This is a genomic window from bacterium, assembly GCA_016873475.1.
Classification (GTDB): domain Bacteria; phylum Krumholzibacteriota; class Krumholzibacteriia; order JACNKJ01; family JACNKJ01; genus VGXI01.
This window is the reverse complement of the sequence record VGXI01000006.1, coordinates 27409-47231: the sequence shown is the minus strand read 5'-3', so window position 1 is coordinate 47231 and position 19823 is coordinate 27409. Positions and strand designations below refer to the sequence as shown.

The following is a 19823-nucleotide window of genomic DNA, read 5'->3' as shown; positions in this document are numbered from 1 at the left end:
TCTTACTCCGTCGTAGCCCCCGAGGACTTGTTGCTCTCGAAGCTCTGCTGGCGGCGCGACTCGCGATCAGAGCTGCAACTCAGGGACATTGAGCAGATCCTGGCGTCCCAGCCCGAACTCGATTGGGCGTACCTGCGCCAGTGGGCCGCCGACCTTGGTGTGCTCGCGGATCTCGAGCACCTGCGGGGTTGAGATGGACGACACGCCTCGCCACGTCCAGGAAATCTACCGGCGCCAAATCATGGCGCTGACCCCCGAGGAGCGCCTGCGCATGGCGAGCAGTCTCTTCGACACGGCGCGCGCACTCGTGCTCGCCGGCCTCCCGCCCGGCGAGGAGCCGCGCCGTGCGCTCTTCCTGCGTTTCTACGGCCATGACTTCCCGGACCCCGCCCAGCGCGAGCGCATCTTGGCGGCGCTTCTGCCACCCTCTCCGGACTAGTCTGCACAGCAAGCTGGCGCACAACGCAAACGCCCGCCGGCGGGAGCCGACGGGCGTTCGCTCGTAAGCTGCGGGGTGTCTCAGTACAGCGCCTTGATCTGACCCCAGGTGGCGTCCTCGACGGCGTTGGAGTACATGCAGTCGCAACCGCCGGGGAGACTGCCGGTGCAGTTGAAGGTGAACCAGTGCCCTGGCTCGCAGGGTACCTCGTTGTAGCCCAGGTCGACGACGACGAGATTCCCGCTGTCGTTGCTGGCCATGATCTCCAGTGTAGCATGCGCGCGGCGCGAGTGGCGAGAGGGCCGCGTGACGACTACCCCCGGTCCTGCTCGCGGCGGAAGGCGTCGCGCGCCTCGGCGGCCGCCTTGGCGAGAGCATCCTTGCCCTGGCCGAGGGCCTTGTCGCTCGCCGCGCGCAGGGCGCGCAGTCCTTGGGCGAGATTGCCGACCTGACGGACGGCCGGCTGCAGCGCGGCGCCCAGCTCGCCGGTCACGCCGTCGACGGTGCTCGCAATGCGGTTCGCCTTCTCGGTGACGCCGCGCAACTCGGCAAGCTCCGCTTCCAGTCCGTCCAGAAGGCGATCGACCTGCGGCTGTCGCGCCTCGATGTACTCGGCGCTGCGCTCGAGGCGCCGGATCAGCGCCTGGAGCTGCAGCAGCACCCGCACCAGCAGCGCCGCGGCCACCAGGACGGCGGCGCCGGCGAGGCTCCCGAGAACTGTCGCGAGGACCGGATTCATGCCCCCCCAGTGCGGCCGGCGGACCGGCCGCCGCTCTAGTCGCGATCGCGTCGCTTGTCATCGCGGTCGACGAGCTTGCCGCCGATGCCGCTGATGAACGCGATCACCAGCGAGGCCAGCACGGTCGGCAGGAAGCCCACGGTCCGAAAGCCAGGCACGACCCAGTCGACCAGGTAGAGCATGCCGGCATTGATCACCAGCAGGAAGAGCCCGAGCGTGAGACAGGTGATCGGCAGCGTCAGCAACTTGACGACGGGCTTGACGACCGCGTTGGCCAGGCCCAGCACGAGCGCGGCGAGCACCGCCGTCGGCCAGAAGCTGTCGACGGCGACGAGCCGGCCCTCGGACAGGTAGGCAACGCCGAAGATCGTGCAGGCCGTGATCAGAAGGCGCAGGATGAACTGCACGCCGTCCCTCCCGGCTGAGGTTCTCAGTGGTCAGCCCGATGATAGCGCACGACCGCTCGCGCCGCCAGACGATCAGGCGGGTGGCAGCGCGAGCCTGGCGACAGCCCCGCCGCCCGGGTGGTTTTCCAGGCGCAGGCGGCCGCCCATCTCCTCGACCAGCTGCGCGCTGATCGCGAGCCCGAGGCCGGTCCCTCGGGTCTTCGTGCTGAAGTAGGGCTCGAAGAGGCGGCCGAGCGCCTCCTCGGGAATGCCGCTGCCGTGATCGCGCAGCGCGAGTTCGCCACCGCCTTCGGAATCGCCGGCGAGGGCGACCTCGAGCCGGCCCGCTCCTTCCATGGCCTCCCGCGCGTTCTCGACCAGGTTGAGCAGCACCTTGCGCAGAGCCTCGCGGTCGGCGCGCACGGTGAGCGCCGTCGGTCCTTGCCAGTCCACCTGCAGGGTGTCGCGGTAGGGCGCGAGGATCTCCGCGAGCAGGCCGCCCAGGTCCACGGGTTCCAGACTCAACTCGGCGCGGCGTCCGAACTGACTGAACTCTTGGGCGATCCTTCTCAAGATCTCCACCTGTTCGTCGATGCTGGCCAGGCTCTCGCCGAGAATGCCGTCGAAGTCCTCGCGCCGATCGCGCCAGGCGCGCTCCATCATCTGCGCGGAGAGCTTGATCGGCGTGAGCGGGTTCTTGATCTCGTGCGCCACCTGGCGGGCCATCTCGCTCCAGGCGGCGAGCTTCTGGCTGCGGATCAGCTCGCTGACGTCCGTGAAGACCACCACGCGCTCGCCGGTCGGATCGGCGTCGGCCAGGCGCAGCGTGCGCGCGCCTTCGGCGGCCTGCAGGCGCAGCTCGCAGGCCAGCCCGCGCAGGCCCCCCGGGTGCGCGGCGAGATGCCGAAAGAGCGCGCCGCGGTCGAGGCCGTCCGCGGCGGGCGCGAGCGCGGCCAACGCCGCGAGCGACAGGCCCTCGAGCCGCTCGTCCTCCAGCGCGAGCAGGCGCCGCGCGGCGGCATTGGCCGAGACGAGGCGGCCGGCCCCGTCGAGGGCGAGCACGCCGCTGGCGACGTTCTCGAGCACGCTCTCCAGGAAGCGCCGGCGCTGCTCAAGCTCGCTCCGCGTGGCCTGGAGCCCCTCGGCCATGCGGTTAAAGCTCGTCATCAGCTCGCCGATCTCGTCGGCGCCCCCGGCGGGCAGGCGCGCCGCCAGGTCGCCGGCGCTCAGTCGCCGCACGGCGAGCTGCAGGCGGCGAACGGGCAGGAAGACCCGCCCGGCCAGGAAGCTGCCCAGCAGCAGGGCGAGGATCATCAGGAGCGCGATCATGCTGAAGATGAGCGATGCGCTCTCGCCGAGTCCCACCGCCGGCCCGGCGAGGCCGGCGACTTCGACGCTCGACAGCAGGGCGAGCGGTCGGTCGCGGGCGTCCGCGAGCGGCAGCGTCGCCCGACCCAGCCGCAGGCCGCCCGCATGCGCGAGATCCTGGCGCGCCCCGGCGCGGCCGTCGGCGAGGGCGCGCACCGTGGCCGGATCCAGCATCGGCGACTGATAGCCGAGGCCGAAGAGCTCCGGGCGATCGGCGTAGAGCAGCGAGCCCGCGCTGTAGAGGTTCAGCCCTCCCCCCACCACCTCGCCGAGGCCGTCGAGGAGGGAAGCGTCCACCTGGAGCCGATAGTAGACGGTGAAGGCGATGCGCCGCTCGCGATGCCAGATCTCCATCGGCAACAGGATGCCGGCGTGCACGCGGCGACCCTCGCGCTCGTAGACCACGCGCCCGGGCGGCACGACCGCGAGAAAGGAGTCCACCTGGGCGGGCTGCCAGTTGCGCAGGCTCTCGTCGAGGAGCAGCTCGCCGGCGCCGTTGAAGATCATCAGCCGGTTGTGCTCGAGGCTGCCGATGTCGCGCACCGTGGTCGGGAAGTCGGGCACGATGAAGTTGCGCACGTACTCGCTCGCCGCCAGATCGCGCGCCTCCTGGCGCACGCGGTTTTCGAGCGAGCGCTGGGCCGCGCGCACGCGCTCGAGGCTGGTGCGCAGGCTGGCCCCGTCCTGCTCCGCGCGCAGCTGCCGGCTGGCCAGCAGCCCGGTGAGCAGGACGGGCAGCATGGCGACGATGAGGAAGTAGAACAGCAGCTTGTGCTGGAAGCCGAGGCCGTGCGGCCCCAGCAGCGACGGCAGCCGCCGCCGCACCGGTTCCACGCGCGAGAAGGCGAGATCCAGCCCGACGAGGACGAGCAGCAGCAGCAGATGCAGGAAGAGGCGCTGCGCCCCGGCCAGCAGACGCTGGGCGGTCGACGCGGGGGCCAGCAGCGCGGCGTCCGCCGGCCACCCTTCGCGCAGGCGGAGCATGACCCAGCCCAGGGGCCGACCGTCGGGCGCGACGAGGGCCAGCTCGCCCTCGACGAAGCGCAGGGAATCCGCGCCCACGACCGTTACCCCCGGCTGCACGCTGAGCGAGAGGTCGGCGCGCTCGCCGGAAAGCGACGGCCTCCGCGGCGGCTCGGCCAGCTCGATGCCCCGCTGATAGCGGCTGCGCAGGCGGCCGCGCGCGTCGTAGAGCTCGAGGGCACCGCGCTCGCCGAGCGCATCGAGGTCCGCGCTCTGCCAGGCGGCGAGGGCGAGCCAGGCATCGCCGCCGCGCCCCCGCGGGAGATCGCGCCGCAGTCCGGGCTCGCGCCCCAGACCGAGCAGGGTCTCCTCGACCTGCTGCGGAAGCCAGAGGGACTCGCGCCCCGCCGCCGCGCCGGCGCCGCGAACGGCGAGATCGGCGCGCAGTTCGCGGCGCGCGGTCTCCTGCGCGCCTTCGATCAGGAGCGTGGCGGCCAGGATGACGAGAACGGCGTGCGCGAGCAGGCCCGTCAGGCGTGCGGCGGCCCGGCGAAAGCCCCAGGCGACCGGCAGGATGAGCGCGAGGGTGAGCGCGACGGCGAGGCCCGCCAGGGCCCCGACGGCGAGCACGAGCAGCAGACCGCCGCCCAGCCGCAGCAGCCGGCGCTCCGGCAGGCGCCGCCAGGCGAAGTGGGCCGGCACGAGGAACAGGCAGAGCAGGAAAACCTCGGCGAGGAAGAGGGCGACGTCGAAGCCGACGAGCCGGAGGCTGCTCAGGCCCTCGGCGCCGAGCAGCGCCGGGGCCGTGTTCGCGTAGACCCAGGCCGCGAAGCGCCAGGCCGCGAGCACGCCGGCCAGCGGCGCGAGCAGGGCGAAGGCCTGGGCGAGAGGACCGGCGCCGTCGGCGCTCGTGCGCGCGGGCTCGTCGCCCTCGCGCTCCGCCTCGGGCCGCAGGTAGGGCCGGAGCACGAGAACGAGCAGCAGCAGTGCGGCCAGGGCGCTGATCAGGAACTCGCCCGGGCTTGCGAAGACGCCGCCGGGGACGTCGAGGGCGAAGTCGCGCGCGCTCCAGAAGCGTCCTCCGAGCCAGAGGGCGGGCAGCTCTCCCCAGCGCAGGACGAGCCGCAGCGCCAGCACCCAGAGGCTGAGGAAGAGCGCGCGCAGCGGCAGGTCGAGACCGCCCGGGCGCAGGCGTCGACCCCGCCAGCGCAGGATCAGCCCCACGGCGACGATGAGCAAGGCCGCGACGAGGCCCAGCCAAGCGCGCCGCGCCGCCGCCGTGGCGCGCGCGAAGCTCGGGGCAGCGGGCGCCTGCAACTGGATCTCGAGCAGCTCGCGGCCGCCCGCGCTGAGCGTCCAGCGCTGGAGCGGCCCCTGCAGGCTGCCGGGCGACTCGCTCGGCCCGCTGCGCCAGCCCGGCGCGCCGGGCGCGCTCGCCGGCGGCGACTCCGGCGGCAGGACGCGCAGGTCGAGCCCCGCCGGCGCCGCCAGCAGCGTCGGCAGACCGCCGCCGCCGCCGGGCAGGCGTGGCGCGAGGGGCAGGTCGAGCAGCCAGTCGAGCCCAGTCCCGCCCAGTGGCCCGCGCAGGCTGAGGAAGCGGTAGACCCCGAAGCTGCCGAGCGCCGGCCCCGCGGTCGCCCGCTCCTCGTCCGGGGGAATCGGATGGCCGAGCCAGGCCAGCGGCTCGTCGCCGCGCAGCAGCTGCACGCCGAGCGGTAGGCCGGCCAGCGTCGGCGCCGGCCCGAGACTGCGCTCGAGGAAGGCGAAGGCGCTCGCCGCGTCCGGCAACGCCGCCGGCGCGGCCTGGCTCAGGCGCTCGCCGCGCTTGGCCAGGCCTGCCAGAGCGAGATCGATCTGCGCGGTCAGCGCCTCGCCGGCGGCGGCCAGGGCGCTCTCGCTGTGGCGGGTCCAGGCCTCTGTCTGAGCAGCGGCGCTCCGCCCCGCCAGCAGCAAGGTGACGAGCAGCGCTCGGCCCCAGTGCCGGCGGCTCAAGGGCACCGCAGTGCCTCCAGCCGCCAGGCCGCCGGAGCCTCCCGCCGGTAGACGGCGATGAAACGGCGCTGCGCCGGCGAGCCGGACCCCAGCTCGCCGCCGAGGAGGTCGAAGGCCACGCGCGCTCGCTCACCCGTGCCGTCCAGCGCCGCGGGGCCGAGGCGCAGTTCGGCGCGCCCGGCCGGCTGGAGCTGGCTATGCAGCAGGACGCGAGCCTGGGCGGGACCGCAGAGGGTCGGCGGCAGGCCGAGCCCGCGCGATTGCAAGCGCAGGCGCCCGGGTCCGCTCTGGGCGACGATCGCGCGCGCGTTCCCCGCCACCAGCGCGGCGGCCAGCCCCTCGACGGCGGGCGCGAGGCCCTCGGCCCCGGCAAGGCTGTGCCGCCAGAGCTCGCTGCGCCGCGGCCCCGCCTCGCCGGCGCCGGCCCTCGGCGGCGCCGCCGGGGGCGTGACCGCCCCCGCCATCGCCGCGAGGAGGACCGCGAGGGCGAGCGGCGGCGCGCAGAGCGGCAGGAGGCGGCGCAGGCGCATGGCGCGATCCTAAGGAGCAGGCTCAGGCGGCGCCAGCAAAAAGGGGGCGCCTCGCGGCGCCCCCTCCAGGGAGACGAGCGGCTCGCTGCGCGCGGCTAGGCCGTGGCCAGACGGCGCTCGCGCCGCCGCTGACTGGCGGCCTGCCACTCGACGAGGATCGGGCTCGCGATGAAGATCGAGCTGTAGGTGCCCACGAGCGTGCCCACGAAGAGCGTGAACGCGAAGTCGTGGATCACCGCCCCGCCGAACAGGAAGAGCATCGCCACCACGATCAGCACCGAGCCGCCGGTGACGATCGTGCGGCTGAGCGTCTGGTTGATGCTGGCGTTCACCAGCTCGGCGTAGGACTGGCCGCGCCGATGCGAGCGCAGGTTCTCGCGGATGCGGTCGAACACGACGATCGTGTCGTTGATCGAGTAGCCGACCAGGGTGAGCAAGGCGCCGAGCACCGTGAGGTCGATCTGCTTGTTCAGGAGGCTGAAGAAGCCGATCATGATGATCACGTTGTGGATCAGCGCGACGATGGCGGCGATCGAGAACCTGAACTCGAAGCGCCAGGTGATGTAGACGATCAGGCCGAGCAGCGAGTAGAAGATCGACCAGAGCGCCTGCGTGCGCAGCTCGCTGCCGATCTTCGGCCCGACCTTCTCCTGGCTGATCTCCGCCACCGGGAAGTTCGCCCGCAGGGCCTCGCCGAGACGGGCCTGGACGGGATCCGTGCCGCCCGTCGCGGCGATCTCCTCTTCCAAGGGCAGGACGATCACCACCTCGTGCTCGCTGCCGAAGTCCTGGACCTGGCTGTGCGAGTAGCCGAGGCCGTTGACGACCTCGCGCACGCGCGCCAGCTCGGCCGGGCCCGAGAACTTGACGATGAACTTGTAGCCGCCCTGGAAATCGATGCCGTAGTTCGGACCGCCCCTGACGACCAGGCTGATCAGCCCGGCCAGGATGACGACGGCCGAGATCGAGATCAGGATCCAGCGCCGCGGGATGATCTGGTAGTTCGTGTCCTTGAGTAGTTCCAGCATGGTATGCCTCGTCTTTCCGTCGCTCAGATGCTCAGGGACTGCATCGGGCGCTTGTAGGTGAGGAGGTCGAAGATGGACCGGCTCACCAGCAGCGCGGTGTACATGCTCACGATGATGCCGATCGTGAGCGTGACAGCGAAGCCCTTGATCGGGCCGATGCCGAAGATGTAGAGCACGAGCGCCGTGATCAGCGTCGTCAGGTTCGAGTCGAAGATGGTCGTGAAGGCGCGGTCGAAGCCGGCCGCGATCGCCGGCCGCACCTTGCTGCCGCCACGCAGTTCCTCGCGGATGCGCTCGTAGATGAGCACGTGCGAGTCCCCCGCCATGCCGATGCTGAGGATGATGCCCGCGATGCCCGGCAGGGTCAGCGTCGCGTGCAGGTAGGCCATCGCCGCGAGCAGGATGATCAGGTTGAGGATGAGCGCCCCGATGGCGATCAGGCCGCTGCCGCGGTAGATGACCAGCACGAAGATGAGGATGCCGATGAAGCCGATCAGCGCGGCGCGGAAGCCCATCGTGATCGAGTCGCGGCCCAGGCTCGGGCCGACGGAGCGCTCCTCCTCGATGCGCATGGTGGCCGGCAGGGCGCCTGCGCGCAGGAGGATCGCGTTGTCCGCCGCCTCATCGGCCGTGAAGCGGCCGGTGATGACGCCCGAGCCGCCGCCGATGCGGGACTCGATCACCGGCGCCAGGAAGACCTGGTCGTCGAGGATCGTCGCCAGCTGGCGACCGACGTTGCGCTCGGTCGTGCGCGCGAAGGTGTTGGCGCCGGCGCGGTCGAGCGTGAAGGCGACGCGGTGGAAGCCCGGCCGGTCGTTGTCGGGCTCGGCCACGGCGCCGGTGAGGCTCTTGCCGTCCAGCTCGACGCGGCTCGAGCAGTAGTAGAGGAAGCGCGCCGTCCGGCCGCTGGCGTCGGCGATATCCTTGGCGCCCCAGATGAACTCGTAGCCGGGCGGCACCGCCGCCGCGACCAGGGGATCGTCGAGGTAGGCCTTCACCTTCGCCATGTCGTCCTTGTAGATGAAGATGCCGCCGCCCTCGTAGCCGCGCATGAGGGTGAGCAGGCCTTCGCCCTCGGCCGGCGCCGCCGCGCTGGGCGTCGTCGTCTCGGCGAGGAAGGAGATGGCACTGTCACCGCTGGCCGGCGCGCTCGCCACCGGCGCGGGTGCCGCGGCCGGGGCGCCGGGCATCGCCGCGCGGCTCGCGATCACCTGGTCGAGCTTCTGCAGAGCCGAGAAGGTCTCCCCCTGCTGGGCGACGAGTTTCAGCTCGAGCAGGGCCGTCGTGTTGAGCAGGCGGGTGGCGCGCTCCACGTCCGGCAGGCCCGGCAGCTCGACCACGATGCGGCTGTCGCCCTGCTTGGTGATGCTCGGCTCGGAGACGCCGAACTGGTCGACGCGGTTGCGGATCACCTTGATCGCCTGGTTCACCGTGTCGGCGCGCTTCTCGTCAGGGACACCCTCGAGGTCGACCTCGAGCACCAGGTAGGTGCCGCCCTGGAGGTCCAGCCCCAGGCTGAGCGACTTGTCGAGGAGTTTATTGTAGGCCTTGCCGTCGTTGACGCGCAGGCTGTTGAGCTCCGCCTTGCTCTTGGAGAAGAAGGAGAAGCTCGGCCAGAGGAGCCAGAGGCTCAGCGCCAGCACGACGAAGGTGCTGTAGAACTTGATCTTCTGGTTTCGAGACATGCCTCACCTCGGGAGCGGGCCGGGGCCCGCTCCGGAATGGGAACGCGGGATTTCATCGGCGCAGCGCAGGTCGCGGGGACTCGGCTACTGGGCGGCCTTGGTCCAGCGCGTGAGCTGCGCGTAGAGCTCGTCGAGGGGGATGGGCTGGAAGCCGCTCCGCCAGGCGGTGTCGCCGGCGAGGAAGAGCGAGGAGTTCTTCTCGTAGGGGAAGACGTACAGCGGCTCTCCCTTGCGATTCCAGGCACCCGGCTTGGAGAATGTCGGGTCCTTGTTCCCGAAGCAGAGCACGCGGTCGCCCTTCTTGAAGGCCGCGCGGTTCATGGCCTGGACGGCCCAGCGGTAGGGATTGCCCCGCTGGATGAAGGTGACGGTGTCGCCCTCGGGCTGACCCTTGAACACCTTCTCGGGCTTGACCTGCACGAAGTAGAAGTCGTTGGCGCCTTCCTCGCCCTGCCGGCTGTCCGTGACGGTGCCGGTCAGCACGAGGCCGCAGGCGCGCGCCTGCTCCTCGAGGCTGACGGCGCGCAGGAGCGCGCGGATCTCCTCGAGGAAGGCGGAGAGAGCCTGCTCGCGAATGGTCGGCGCCTCGCGCGTCGGCGCGTCCTTCCAGAACTTGCTGACCACACCCTCGGCGGAGACCGGGTAGTAGTTCATCTCCGTGGGCAGGATGAGCGCATTGTCGTAGCGCAGGTCGCGGTCGAGCAGCACGAGGCAGCGGTCGCCGACCTTGATCGGCTGGTGCGGCGGCAGCGGAGGCAGCAGCCGGAAGTAGAGGCGGTCGGACTGCTCCTGGCCCATGCGATCGGTGCGCAGCAGCGTCTCCACGCGCAGCCAGATCGACCAGTTGCGGTTCTTCTCGGTGCCCGCGATCTCCTCGTAGGACTCCACCTTCCCCACGGCGATCACCGGCGCGTTCTGGATGCGGGTCTCGTGCGCCTCGCGGGTATAATCGACGAGCTGGTAGGGGAAGACCTTCAGCTCCTCCTTCGGCCGCAGCATCTCCTCTTTGGGGACGACCTGAACGCCGGAGCCCTTGGGCCCGGAGCTTTCGACCTGCGCCACGGACGGCGCCGGCAGGACGGGCACAGCAAGGAGGATCGCGATCAGGGCGCGACGGGCGAAGAGGGGCGAGCAGCGCATGGGACTCCTGGACGGAGAGCGGCAGATCTGCCGGAAAGTCAGGAAGATAGCAGAGCCGGCGGCGGAAATCAACCCGGGCCGGGCTGCCGCGGGGCGGGGGCCGGGTCGCTTCCGGACAGGCCCGCGAAGAGCTGCGGCACGGTGACGAAGCGCAGGCCGTAGTCGGTGAGGCGGGGCAACATGGCGGTCAGCGCGGCCAGGGTCTCCGGCCGCGGGTGACAGATGACCAGGGCCCAGCCCCGCTTGCGGGCCAGCTCGGTCGCCTCGGCCAGGTTGCTCATGATCCCCAGCTCGTCCTCCTCGGCGCCGTCGAGGAAGAGGTCCGCGCGCAGGACGGGCAGCTCGCGCTTGCGGGCCAGCGCGTAGATGCGGCTGTCGGGAGCCGTGTAGGAGTCGACGACCAGCAGGCGGTCCCGCGCCGCCCAGTCGAGCACCGCGCCGACGACGCGCTCGTCGGCGGCGGCCTTGCTGCCCATGTGGTTGTTGAAGCCGTCCAGGCGCGCGAAATCGCGCTGGATGTCCACGAGGAGCTCCACGATCGAGTCGCTGCTCATGCTGGTCAGCACGGCGAGGTCGCCGGGATCCTTGTCCGGATACTCGGCCGGCTCCATCGGCAGGTGGAGAAAGATGGCGTGGCCGCGGCGGCGGGCCTCCTTCTCGACGCGCTTGCTGTAGTTGAGCCCGGGCAGGATGGAGGCGGTCAGGGGCTGCTCGAGGGCGAGGAGGCCGCGCGTGACGCGATCGTAGTTGTTGCCGAGATCGTCGACGAGGATCGCGAGCCGCGGGTGCGCCGCCGCGAGCGGCGGCTCGCCCGTCGGCGGCAGCAGGGTGAGCGTGGCGCGCGCCTCGCGCCGGGCGCCGGCGGCGAGCTTGTACTCCAGGCGGGGGCGCGGCAGCGGGCCGTCCTCGCTGCAGTCGAGGATCTCGATGCCGGTGTCCGCGAAGATGCGGCTCAGCCAGCGATTGGCCGTGATCGGGTGCAGGGCGTCGGGGCAGCGGAACTCGAAGCGCGGGAAGCCATCGGGCCCGGGACGGCGGCCGATGCGCCCGCGCGGCACGCCCAGCTCGCGCGCGCCGAGGACGATCGCCTCCTCCAGCTCGGCGGCCGGCCGCAGGCCGCGCCGCGGCGGGCTCAGCGCGGGCTCCGCGGCCCGGAACCACAGCTCGCTGAGGCGCTCGCGCGCGAGCAGGCCGACCGCCACCAGCACGATCAGCGCGCTGAGCGGGATGAAGAGCGCGGCCAGCGTGCGGCGGCGGACCTGGGGGCGGCTGCGTTTGCGGGGCACGGGCACCTGGGGTTTGCGAGGCGCTGGACTGGCCGCGGCGCGGCGCCGCGGCAGGCGGCCTACACTAGAAAGCGCCCCCCGCACTGTCAAGCGCGAGGGGCGCGGTCAGAAGCGCGGTGGTCGGGACGCTACTGGATGACGTCCCGCCACTTCCAGAGCTTGTAGCGGGTGTGGTAGGTGCCGGGGGCACCGGTGTTCTCGACCCGGGTCGGGATGAGGTGGAAGATCAGGCGATCCTCCACCAGCCACTGGTTGATGTCCGTACTGCCGATGTTCGATTTCAGCGTGATCAACATGTCCGTCTCGAGGGCGCGCCACTTGGTGCCGGGAGGATAGCTGTCGCCATCGACGGTGACATCGGTCGGATTCGCCCACTGCCCGTTCGGCATCAGATCGAGACTGATGGACCTGATGCCCGGCACGCTGTTGCCCGGCTGCCCGCCGAACATGTTCGTGGCCCGCTGGATCTCGCGGTCGTAGAGGTCCAGCTCCGGCAGATAGGGATCGATGCTGCGGTCGTAGTAGAACTTGAAGGCTGCGTAGATCTCGCCATCCGTGGCCGCTTCCGTGCCCTGGTAGAGGATGCTGTCGCGGTACTCGGCCAGGTGCATGCGCTCCCAGGCGGTCACGAAGTTGTAGACCAGGTTGTTCATCGCCGTCACGGGATCGGCGTCGTAGTAGGGCTTGTAGCTGGGCGGCGGCTGCGGCGGCGGCGGTTCCGGCGGAGTATTGAAGAGGCAGCCGCTTGCCAGCAGCAGGCTCAGGAGCAGAGGCAGCAGGGGTAGGCTCTTGCTGCGCATCGTCATCGGATTCGTCTCCTGGTGCGGTCCATCGGTTGAAAGAGGCCTTTGCGGTCGTCAGACATCGAGGTTGGCGCGCAGGCGCCCCCAGGACAGGTTCGAAGCACTCGGCGATTCATCCCATTCCACCAGGCGCCACTGGCTGCCCGCCTTGAGCAGGGTCAGCACCGCGTAGCCCGCGTAGCTGACGACGTCGCCATTGGCATAGGTCACAACCAGCTCGTAGTTCTCCAGCGTGAAGGTGGCCTCCGTGCCGCTGACGGTGATGTCTTCCTCGCCGTAGTTCCAGTTCACCGTCAGGTTGGTAACCTGCGTGAACAGCTTCTCGAGAGCCGCGAGTTCCCGCGTCTTGCCGAAGCCGTCGAAATAGCTGGGCGGCGCTTCCACGACGTCCAGCGGCGAGGGCGTGAAGACGAACTCCTCGCCCAGGCTGTCCTTGTAGTTCGTCAGATAGCGGCCCTCGACGGCCGACTCCATGTTGGCCAGCACGTTCTCCGGCTCGAACGGCGGTAGCCACTCCACGTCCGAGTCGATGGGCGTCTCCGGGCTGCGCGGCGTGAAGACACAGCCGCCTCCGGCGAGGAATGCGAGGATCATGCCGATGCAACTCAAGAGCGCCAGGACGCGGCGTCTGGCTCCCACGCTGCGGGCCGTCTCATGCGCTGTGCACCACATCAGAAAGTATAGCCGATCGTTAGGGTCGGAAGCCATAGGCTGCGCTGGTTTTCCCGGACGAAGCTGCCGAAGCGGGACCGGTGCGCCAGCTTGGCGTCGATGCTGCCGCCCCGGCCGAACTTCTGGGTGAAGCTGAGCCCGAAATTCAAGGTCCCGTACGTGGAAATCTCCTGGCTCAGGTCCCGGTAGTCGAAGTCCACGTCGCGGCCGATCTCCTCCTCACAGGTCACGCGGAGGTACTCCCGGAAACCATAGCTCACGCCCAGGCGGAGGATCTCGGTCTTGGTCCGCGAGTCGCGGAAGAAGGTCTTGGGGCTGCCGGGCTCGGTCGGGTCCGGCAGGTAGCTGCCCGACTCCCGCTTGCGGAACTCGTGCTCGAAGTCGAGGGCCAGCTTGCCGGCGATCGGGATCAGGCAGCCGGTGAGCAGCAGGTAGTCGCGGCTGAGCGAGTTCTTGTCCTTGGTGAAGTAGAAGTCCTCCTCGATGACGCTCACCTCGCAGCGCTGCGAGACCTTGTACTTGCCGCGGAAGCTGTAGTCGAGGTCGCCCTTCCAGGCGAGGGAGTTCTTGTCCTTGCTGGCGATGGAGTTGGCGGCGGGAATCAGCACGTCCTGGTTCTGGAACCACTGGACGGTGCTGCTCGCCGTCAGCCAGGGCGTGGCCTGTCCGCTGACCACCGCGGACAGGCGCGTCTGCGCCTTGTCGCGGTCCTGCTTGCCGTCGACGTAGAGCTCCTGCGTCAGCAGGAAGAAAGCCTCGCCCGCGAGCGTGAAGGTCTTGCTCAGGGCCTGCGCGCCCTTGACGAAGAACTCCTGGTTGAGCTGCCGCTTGTCCGCCGTGAAGTCCGCGCTGCGGATCTCGCTCTCCTTGTAGCTGATGTCGGTGCTCGCGCCGGACCAGGGTTTGATCTTCGTCTGGAGCTGAAATTCGCTCTGCTCGCCGTCCTTGTCCTTGTTGTCGCCGATCTTGACCCGGCGCTCGTCCCGCTGCGACTTGATGCTGCCGGCGAAACTGAGGCGCTCCCAGGGCGCCAGGTCGAAGGTGACGCGCCCGCCGATACCGGTCTCGCGCGTCTCGTCGATGATGACCCGCGTGCTGTCCTCGACCAGGTTGTACTCGTTGCGCTCGAAGTCCAGCGACTCGGTCAGCTTCTCGAGCCGCCCGCCCACGACGCCCACCTTCAGCTTCGCGCTCGGCTTGTACTCGAGGCGAAGCTGGAGCGAGTCCTGGGTGCTGCGGATCTGGTCGCTGATCCGGTTCAGCTCGGCATCCGAGAGCACGCCCGAACCCGAGTAGCCGGTCGAGAGGCTGAGGCCGCGCAGCGGCTGCAGATCGAGGTAGCCGGCGAGCTGCTGGTTCACGTCCTGGCTCGTGCGGTCCAGGCTCTGGTTGTTGCGGGACTCGGCCGCGGAGGCGCCGGCGCCGCTGCTCAGGCTGGCCGCCAGCCAGGATGCCAGCTGGCGGCGGCCGCTCGCCGTCACGCCCACGCGCTCGCTCTCGCTGACGTCGCGGCGGTAGGTCGCCTCGCCCTTGTTCTGCTCGTCGAGCGTGTAGTTGCGTCCGGCGGTCACGAGCAGCGGGATCGCCCCGAGCAGGCGCCGGCCGGTATTCAGCTCGAAGCCCGTGCGCAGGCTCTCGCGGCTCAGCTCACGCGGCAGCGTCCGGTCGTAGAGGATCCGCCCGCCGACCGTCCAGGTGCTGGGGAAGCCGGCGCTGATCCGCAGTTCGTTCTTAACGTCGACCCGGCTGTCCAGGGCCTCAGTGCTGCTCTTGAAGCTGGGGTGCAGGCCGAGGGGGATCTCCGCCGGCTGCCCTCCCGGCGGCTGGGCTGGGGGATTGCCGCTGTTCGCCGCGAGGATACTGTCGACCTGGGCCTCGCTGAGGACCTGCCCGGCGGCCTCGGCAGCGGCCAGAATGGCCGCGCGCAGGCTGTCGGCGGGTACGGCGCCCCCCGCGGCATCCCCCGCCCCGGTCTGGGCGCGCCCGGGCCAGGCCGCGGCGAGGGCGGCGAGCGCCAGCAGGGCGGCCAGGAGATGGGGCAGGCGGCGGGTGCTCATCATCGTCAGGACGGGACCGGGCGCAAGCGTCCGGCCAGCCGGACCAGCTCCTCGATGCTGAGGGTTTCGGGGCGGCGGCTCGGGCCGAGGCCCTCCCCGCGCTCCAGTTCTACCAGAAAGCCCTCGTCGACGGCGTAGTACTTTCTGAGCAGGCTGCCGAGCTGCTTGCGCCGTTCCCGGAAGAGCGTCTTCACCAGCTCGCGGTAGGCCGGCCAGGCCGCGGCGGCGACCTGAGGCCGAGGCAGGGGCGTCAGGCGCAGCACGCGGCTCTTCACCTCCGGCGGCGGAAAGAAGGCGCGCGGCCCGGCATCCAGCACCTTCTCGACACTGAAGCGGGCCTGGAGCAGGGCCGGCAGGATGCCGTAGCGGCGGCTGCCCGGTCCTTCGAGAACGCGCTCCGCGACCTCGCGCTGGAGCATGAAGACCACACGCTCCAGGCAGTGCCAGTCCTCGACGGCCGCGAAGAGCGCCGTCGAGCTGAGCTGGTAGGGCAGATTGCCCACGAGCTTCAGGCGCGCGGCGCCGTAGGCGGCGGCGACGGCGGCGGGCGGCAGATGCTCGAGCCCCTCGTCGCGCAGCAGGAGCCCGGCGAGGGCGGGATCCGCGGCCAGGCGCGCAAGCAGTTCGCGGTCCACCTCGACGCCGACGACGCGCGCGCCGCTGGCCACCAGCGGCCGCGTCAGCGCGCCCGTGCCGCAGCCGTACTCGAGGATGAGCTCCCCGGGCTGCGGGTCCACGGCGGCGACGATCTTGCGGATCAGGTTCGGATCGCGCAGGAAGTTCTGCCCGAGGGCCTTGCGGGGCCGCAGCGGCCGGCTGCCCTCCTCGTCGGCGGGAGTCATCCCTCAGTCCTCGCCGCTGAAGGCCGCGAAGTTGGCGTCCAGGCGCGCCTCGAGCGCCGCCGGCGCGAGGCCGTAGATCTCGGCCAGGCGCGCGAGGACGTGCACGAGGTGCGCGGGCTCGTTGCGCCGGCCGCGCTCCGGAACGGGCGAGAGCCAGGGGCAGTCCGTTTCCAGGAGCACCCGCTCGATCGGAACGGCGGCGAGGATCGCCGGCAGCGTGCTGCGCGGGTAGGTGAGGATGCCGCCGATGCCCAGCCAGAAGCCGCGCGCCAGGCAGGCGCGGGCGAAGTCGGCGCCGTGGCTGAAGGCGTGCAGGACCGCGCGGCGGGGGTCGCCCTCGTCATTCAACACTCGCAGAAACTCCAGCTCGGCGGCCCGCACGTGGAAGACGACGGGCATGTCCAACTCGTGCGCGAGCCGGAGCTGCGCCCGGAAGACCTCCGCCTGCACGGGCCGTGGCGCGTAGTTGCGGTAGTGATCCAGGCCCAACTCCCCCAGCGCCAGCACCCGCGGGTGCCCCGCCCAGTCGCGGATCGCCGCGGCGAACTCCGCGTTCCAGCTCGCCGCCTCGTGGGGGTGGCAACCCACGGCCACGCGGAGCTCGGGTGTGCGCTCGGTCAGGGCGAGCGATCGCTCCGCCCCCTGCCGGTCGATGCCCACCTCGAGCACCTTGCGCACCCCCGCCGCGCGCAGGCGAGCGAGCACCTCGTCCCGATCGCTGTCGAAGTCCGCCAGGTGAAGATGGGCGTGACTGTCGATCACGGCGGCGTCCTCGCGTGAGCTCAGGCCGGCCGGCGAGCGAGGCGGCCCTGGCGAAAGCCGAAGAAGAGCGCGAGCAGAGTGAGCTGCGCGTTCGCGTAGCCGAGCAACTGCGCCCTGGCCTTGTCGCAGCGCTGGATGCGCTCGACGAGCGCCTCGCTCGCCAATCCGGCCTGGCGCGCGAGCCGAGCACCCTGGTCGACGTGCAAGCGCGGCGCCTCGCCCACCGCCTGCCGGAGCAGCTCGTGGTACCAGCTCACTGCGAGGGCCAGGAACTCGGCGCGCTCGCGGGTGACGTTCTCGCCACCCCCGCGGACGTAGGCCTGCAGGGCGTCGAGCATGTCCAGCTCGCTGCCGAGTTCGCAGATCTCGAGCAGCTCGAGCCAGGCTTCGCGGCGGGCGAGCAGCGGGTTCTCCTCGCCGGCCGCCTCGGGTTCGGCGGCCGCGAGCTGAATCGCGCGCTCGATGTTGCCGTCGGCCAGGGTGGCGAGCAACTGCGCGCGCGGGCTGCTGAACCCGCGCTGCGCGAGGATGGCGAGGACCTCCTCCCGGGACAGCGGGTCGAAGGGCAGGCGCTGGCAGCGGCTGAGAATCGTCGGGCGCAGCGCTTCCGGGCGGGCGCTGATGAGGATGATCACGCGGCCCGGCGGCGGCTCCTCGAGGGTCTTGAGCAGGGTGTCCTGGGCATCGCCATCGATGATGTCGGCGTCGCGGATGATCAGCGCCTTGCTGCGCCCTTCATAGGGCTTCGTGCAGAGAATGCCGAGCAGCTCCCGCAGCGCCTTCTTCGGAATCACCGGTTGCCGGCTGTAGTCGGGCTGCGCGTAGGGATCCTCGGTCTTGCGCGCCTGCTCCTCGCGAAACAGCTCGAAGATCTCCTCCGGCTTCATGTCGTTCCAGGACTTGCTTCCCGGCTTCAGCACCGGCAGCACGTAGTGCAGATCGGGGTGGGCGTAGCGGCGCACGCGGCGCGCCGCGGGGTTCTCGAGATCGGTGTCGCCGGCGATGACGGCGGCGGCCACCTCGATGGCCGCCTGCTCTTGGCCGGCGCCCGCCGCTCCCTCGAAGAGGTAGCTGCCGGCGAGGCGACCGGAGGCCAGCGCCTGTTCGAGCTGGGCGCGCAGGCGCGGATTGCCGGGGAAATGCAGGGCGCAGGCCATGGCGGTCAGACTAGCACGGGGCGTCGGGCCCCGCAACGCGGCCTACCAGTCGATCCAGTAGGTGCAGCTCGCGCCGCCGAGCCGCCGGCAGGGCGCCTCCGGATCGTGGCGCGCGCCGAGTCGCTGGAACTCGGCCGGCCGCCCGCGACCGGCAAAGCCGTGCACGACGCCGCGGTCGAACTCGCAGGGATAGAGGCTCGTCGAGATGATCCGCGCCTGGCGCGGCCCCGTCCGCTCGAAGCGGTAGTGACCGATGTCGCCGCCCTGGTGATTCAGGTGATAGGCCTCATCGATGCCGGCCAGGGCTTCCAGGAAGTCCCCGTACTCCACTGGCAGGACCGCATTGCGGTGGATCTTGTGGCCGATCGTGTAGAGGGTGGTGTCGGTCATCGTCGCCTCGAACTCGCCGAGCGCCGCGAGCAGGCGCGAGAGTGGGTACCAGCGGCCCTGGCCGATGTCGGTGATGCCGTGGCGGCCGAGAATGCGCAGCGCCTCGTCGCCGAGGCTGCGGGTGCTCTCCAGGATGGCGAGGATGACCTCGCCGCGCACCTCGATAAGGGCCGGACGCGCGTCCAAGCCGGACGACTCGCTTGCCGTAAGCATGCTGGGACTGCCCTTTTCAGCAGCGTAGCCCACGCAGCCGGCCGGGCCTCTCCCGGCGGCCGAAAGTGGATCTTGACTCCAACATCCTGCAAGCCGTCGGACAATAGCTTAGAGACGGTTGGGATCCTGTCAAGCGCGGACTTCGCGGCGCCTTCCCCAGCTCCCCTCGAAAGCAGACGCGGCGCCGGAGCGCCGCGTCGGAAAGGAACCGGAGCGCCGCTGGGCGGCGGGCTCTAGGGGTGCGTCTCCACCAGGGAGACGTCGCCGCTGCCCGTGTCCACGATGATGAGGCCGGCGCCGTCGCCCACGGTCAGCCCGCGGATGCGCCCCCGCTCGAGGCGAAGATCCCGGCTCGGGAAGGTGCACTCCACTTCGCCGCTGGCCGTGTCGACCTCCAGGCGGAAGGAACTCCCCGCGCCGGGGAGCTGGAAGATGACATCGCCGCTGCCCGTGTCCACCTTCCAGCGCCGGAGCGCGCCCAGGATGGAGCCGACGCGCACGTCGCCGCTACCCGTGTCGATGGCGAGCTGCGGGTAGCTGGCGTCACTGAGCAGGACGTCGCCGCTGCCCGTGTCAGCGTCGAGGCGCTCGCCGCGGCCCCGCTTGAGGACGATGTCGCCGCTGCCCGTGTCCGCAGCGAAGTCGCCCTCGAGGTCCTCCACCTTGATGTCGCCGCTGCCCGTGTCCAGGCGCAGGGTCCCGCGCTGGCCCTCCACCCGGATGTCCCCGCTCCCGCTGTCGACGAGGACGGCCCCCTCGTGTCGGGCAATGGCGATCTCGGCGCTCGCGCAGTCGACGCGCAGGTCGCCGCGCAGCGCCTGCGCCTTGACGCTGCCGACGAGATGCCGCAGGTCGCAGTCGACCTCCGCCGGCACCCGCAGCTGGAAGTCCACCCACAGCGGCAGCCCATCACCTTTGCGCCCCATGCTGATGCGCACCTTCTGGCCGTCGACGCGGGTCTGGGTGGTGCCGGAGAAGAAGCCGCCATCGGCGTCGCCGTAGCGATAGCGATCGTAGCGCGCCAGCGGGTAAGAGGCCTTGATGAGGATCCCCTCGCCCTCCCGCTCGATGCGCAGGTCGAGCAGCTGCGCGACGTCGCGGGCCTCGAGGTCACCAAAGGCGTCCGCGCGCACGGTCGCCCGCAGCTCGAGGGCCTTCCCGTCCGCGCGCTCGAGCAGGAGACGGCCGGCCAGGTTCTCGAGGCGCAGGTGGCTCACGCTGCCCTCGTCGAAGCGGCGGACGATGTCCTTGCTGTAGTCGGATTCGGCGCGAGCGAGGGCCGCGCAGGTCAGGAGGCCGAGAGCGATCACGAGGGTGCCGGTGTTCGTACGCATGGCATCACTCCCTTGCAGAACCGAGATCCGGGAGGCT

18 protein-coding genes are annotated in these 19823 nt (G+C 70.9%); 1 reads left to right on the top strand and 17 read right to left on the bottom strand.

Annotated features, from left to right (window positions below):
* The first annotated feature begins 193 nt into the window (after window positions 1-193).
* On the top strand, window positions 194-439 hold the full coding sequence (locus tag FJ251_01465) for a hypothetical protein (protein MBM4116398.1): 246 nt from the start codon (window positions 194-196) through the stop codon (window positions 437-439).
* Window positions 440-519: 80 nt separating this feature from the next.
* Here FJ251_01465 and FJ251_01460 read toward each other — a convergent pair whose 3' ends face one another.
* The 17 genes from FJ251_01460 to FJ251_01380 form a co-directional block, all read right to left on the bottom strand.
* Window positions 520-699, bottom strand: a complete 180-nt coding sequence (locus FJ251_01460) for a hypothetical protein (protein MBM4116397.1) — start codon at window positions 697-699, stop codon at window positions 520-522.
* A gap of 53 nt (window positions 700-752) precedes the next feature.
* Window positions 753-1178 (bottom strand): hypothetical protein, encoded by a 426-nt coding sequence (locus FJ251_01455; protein MBM4116396.1) that lies wholly within the window; start codon window positions 1176-1178, stop codon window positions 753-755.
* A gap of 35 nt (window positions 1179-1213) precedes the next feature.
* Window positions 1214-1585, bottom strand: coding sequence for a phage holin family protein (locus tag FJ251_01450; GenBank protein MBM4116395.1), 372 nt, complete (start codon window positions 1583-1585; stop codon window positions 1214-1216).
* 72 nt (window positions 1586-1657) lie between these two features.
* Window positions 1658-5893: a HAMP domain-containing protein gene (locus FJ251_01445; GenBank protein ID MBM4116394.1), complete on the bottom strand. Its 4236-nt coding sequence runs from the start codon at window positions 5891-5893 to the stop codon at window positions 1658-1660.
* A complete protein-coding gene (locus FJ251_01440; GenBank protein MBM4116393.1) occupies window positions 5884-6417 on the bottom strand; it encodes a hypothetical protein in 534 nt (177 codons plus the stop codon). The genes FJ251_01445 and FJ251_01440 overlap by 10 nt, the downstream gene beginning before the upstream one ends.
* A gap of 95 nt (window positions 6418-6512) precedes the next feature.
* On the bottom strand, window positions 6513-7445 hold the full coding sequence (gene secF / locus FJ251_01435; protein ID MBM4116392.1) for a protein translocase subunit SecF: 933 nt from the start codon (window positions 7443-7445) through the stop codon (window positions 6513-6515).
* 23 nt (window positions 7446-7468) lie between these two features.
* Complete coding sequence (gene secD / locus FJ251_01430; protein MBM4116391.1) at window positions 7469-9130, bottom strand: protein translocase subunit SecD; 1662 nt, start codon at window positions 9128-9130, stop codon at window positions 7469-7471.
* An 84-nt stretch (window positions 9131-9214) separates the two neighbouring features.
* Window positions 9215-10270 carry a hypothetical protein gene (locus FJ251_01425; GenBank protein MBM4116390.1) on the bottom strand — a complete coding sequence of 352 codons (1056 nt, stop codon included), beginning with the start codon at window positions 10268-10270 and terminating at the stop codon, window positions 9215-9217.
* Between the two features lie 68 nt (window positions 10271-10338).
* Window positions 10339-11646: a divergent polysaccharide deacetylase family protein gene (locus tag FJ251_01420; protein MBM4116389.1), complete on the bottom strand. Its 1308-nt coding sequence runs from the start codon at window positions 11644-11646 to the stop codon at window positions 10339-10341.
* A gap of 38 nt (window positions 11647-11684) precedes the next feature.
* A complete protein-coding gene (locus FJ251_01415) occupies window positions 11685-12362 on the bottom strand; it encodes a hypothetical protein (protein ID MBM4116388.1) in 678 nt (225 codons plus the stop codon).
* A 51-nt stretch (window positions 12363-12413) separates the two neighbouring features.
* A complete protein-coding gene (locus tag FJ251_01410; protein ID MBM4116387.1) occupies window positions 12414-12998 on the bottom strand; it encodes a hypothetical protein in 585 nt (194 codons plus the stop codon).
* Between the two features lie 32 nt (window positions 12999-13030).
* Entirely contained in the window at window positions 13031-15088 is a 2058-nt protein-coding gene (locus FJ251_01405; GenBank protein ID MBM4116386.1) for a hypothetical protein, read from the bottom strand.
* A gap of 5 nt (window positions 15089-15093) precedes the next feature.
* Entirely contained in the window at window positions 15094-15930 is an 837-nt protein-coding gene (gene rsmA / locus FJ251_01400; protein MBM4116385.1) for a ribosomal RNA small subunit methyltransferase A, read from the bottom strand.
* Window positions 15931-15933: 3 nt separating this feature from the next.
* On the bottom strand, window positions 15934-17271 hold the full coding sequence (locus tag FJ251_01395; protein ID MBM4116384.1) for a TatD family deoxyribonuclease: 1338 nt from the start codon (window positions 17269-17271) through the stop codon (window positions 15934-15936).
* Complete coding sequence (locus tag FJ251_01390) at window positions 16713-17849, bottom strand: hypothetical protein (GenBank protein MBM4116383.1); 1137 nt, start codon at window positions 17847-17849, stop codon at window positions 16713-16715. Before FJ251_01390 ends, FJ251_01395 begins: the two co-directional genes overlap by 559 nt.
* Before the next feature lie 42 nt (window positions 17850-17891).
* Window positions 17892-18425 (bottom strand): hypothetical protein, encoded by a 534-nt coding sequence (locus tag FJ251_01385; protein ID MBM4116382.1) that lies wholly within the window; start codon window positions 18423-18425, stop codon window positions 17892-17894.
* A gap of 260 nt (window positions 18426-18685) precedes the next feature.
* Window positions 18686-19786 carry a hypothetical protein gene (locus tag FJ251_01380; protein MBM4116381.1) on the bottom strand — a complete coding sequence of 367 codons (1101 nt, stop codon included), beginning with the start codon at window positions 19784-19786 and terminating at the stop codon, window positions 18686-18688.
* Window positions 19787-19823 lie beyond the last annotated feature (37 nt).

Coding starts and splice junctions, on each gene's coding strand:
- FJ251_01390 (MBM4116383.1), bottom strand. CDS start 17,849: ATGGCCTGCGCCCTGCATTTCCCCGGCAATCCGCGCCTGCGCGCCCAG.
- FJ251_01455 (MBM4116396.1), bottom strand. CDS start 1,178: ATGAATCCGGTCCTCGCGACAGTTCTCGGGAGCCTCGCCGGCGCCGCC.
- FJ251_01465 (MBM4116398.1), top strand. CDS start 194: ATGGACGACACGCCTCGCCACGTCCAGGAAATCTACCGGCGCCAAATC.
- rsmA (MBM4116385.1), bottom strand. CDS start 15,930: ATGACTCCCGCCGACGAGGAGGGCAGCCGGCCGCTGCGGCCCCGCAAG.
- FJ251_01415 (MBM4116388.1), bottom strand. CDS start 12,362: ATGACGATGCGCAGCAAGAGCCTACCCCTGCTGCCTCTGCTCCTGAGC.
- FJ251_01440 (MBM4116393.1), bottom strand. CDS start 6,417: ATGCGCCTGCGCCGCCTCCTGCCGCTCTGCGCGCCGCCGCTCGCCCTC.
- secD (MBM4116391.1), bottom strand. CDS start 9,130: ATGTCTCGAAACCAGAAGATCAAGTTCTACAGCACCTTCGTCGTGCTG.
- FJ251_01425 (MBM4116390.1), bottom strand. CDS start 10,270: ATGCGCTGCTCGCCCCTCTTCGCCCGTCGCGCCCTGATCGCGATCCTC.
- secF (MBM4116392.1), bottom strand. CDS start 7,445: ATGCTGGAACTACTCAAGGACACGAACTACCAGATCATCCCGCGGCGC.
- FJ251_01460 (MBM4116397.1), bottom strand. CDS start 699: ATGGCCAGCAACGACAGCGGGAATCTCGTCGTCGTCGACCTGGGCTAC.
- FJ251_01380 (MBM4116381.1), bottom strand. CDS start 19,786: ATGCGTACGAACACCGGCACCCTCGTGATCGCTCTCGGCCTCCTGACC.
- FJ251_01405 (MBM4116386.1), bottom strand. CDS start 15,088: ATGAGCACCCGCCGCCTGCCCCATCTCCTGGCCGCCCTGCTGGCGCTC.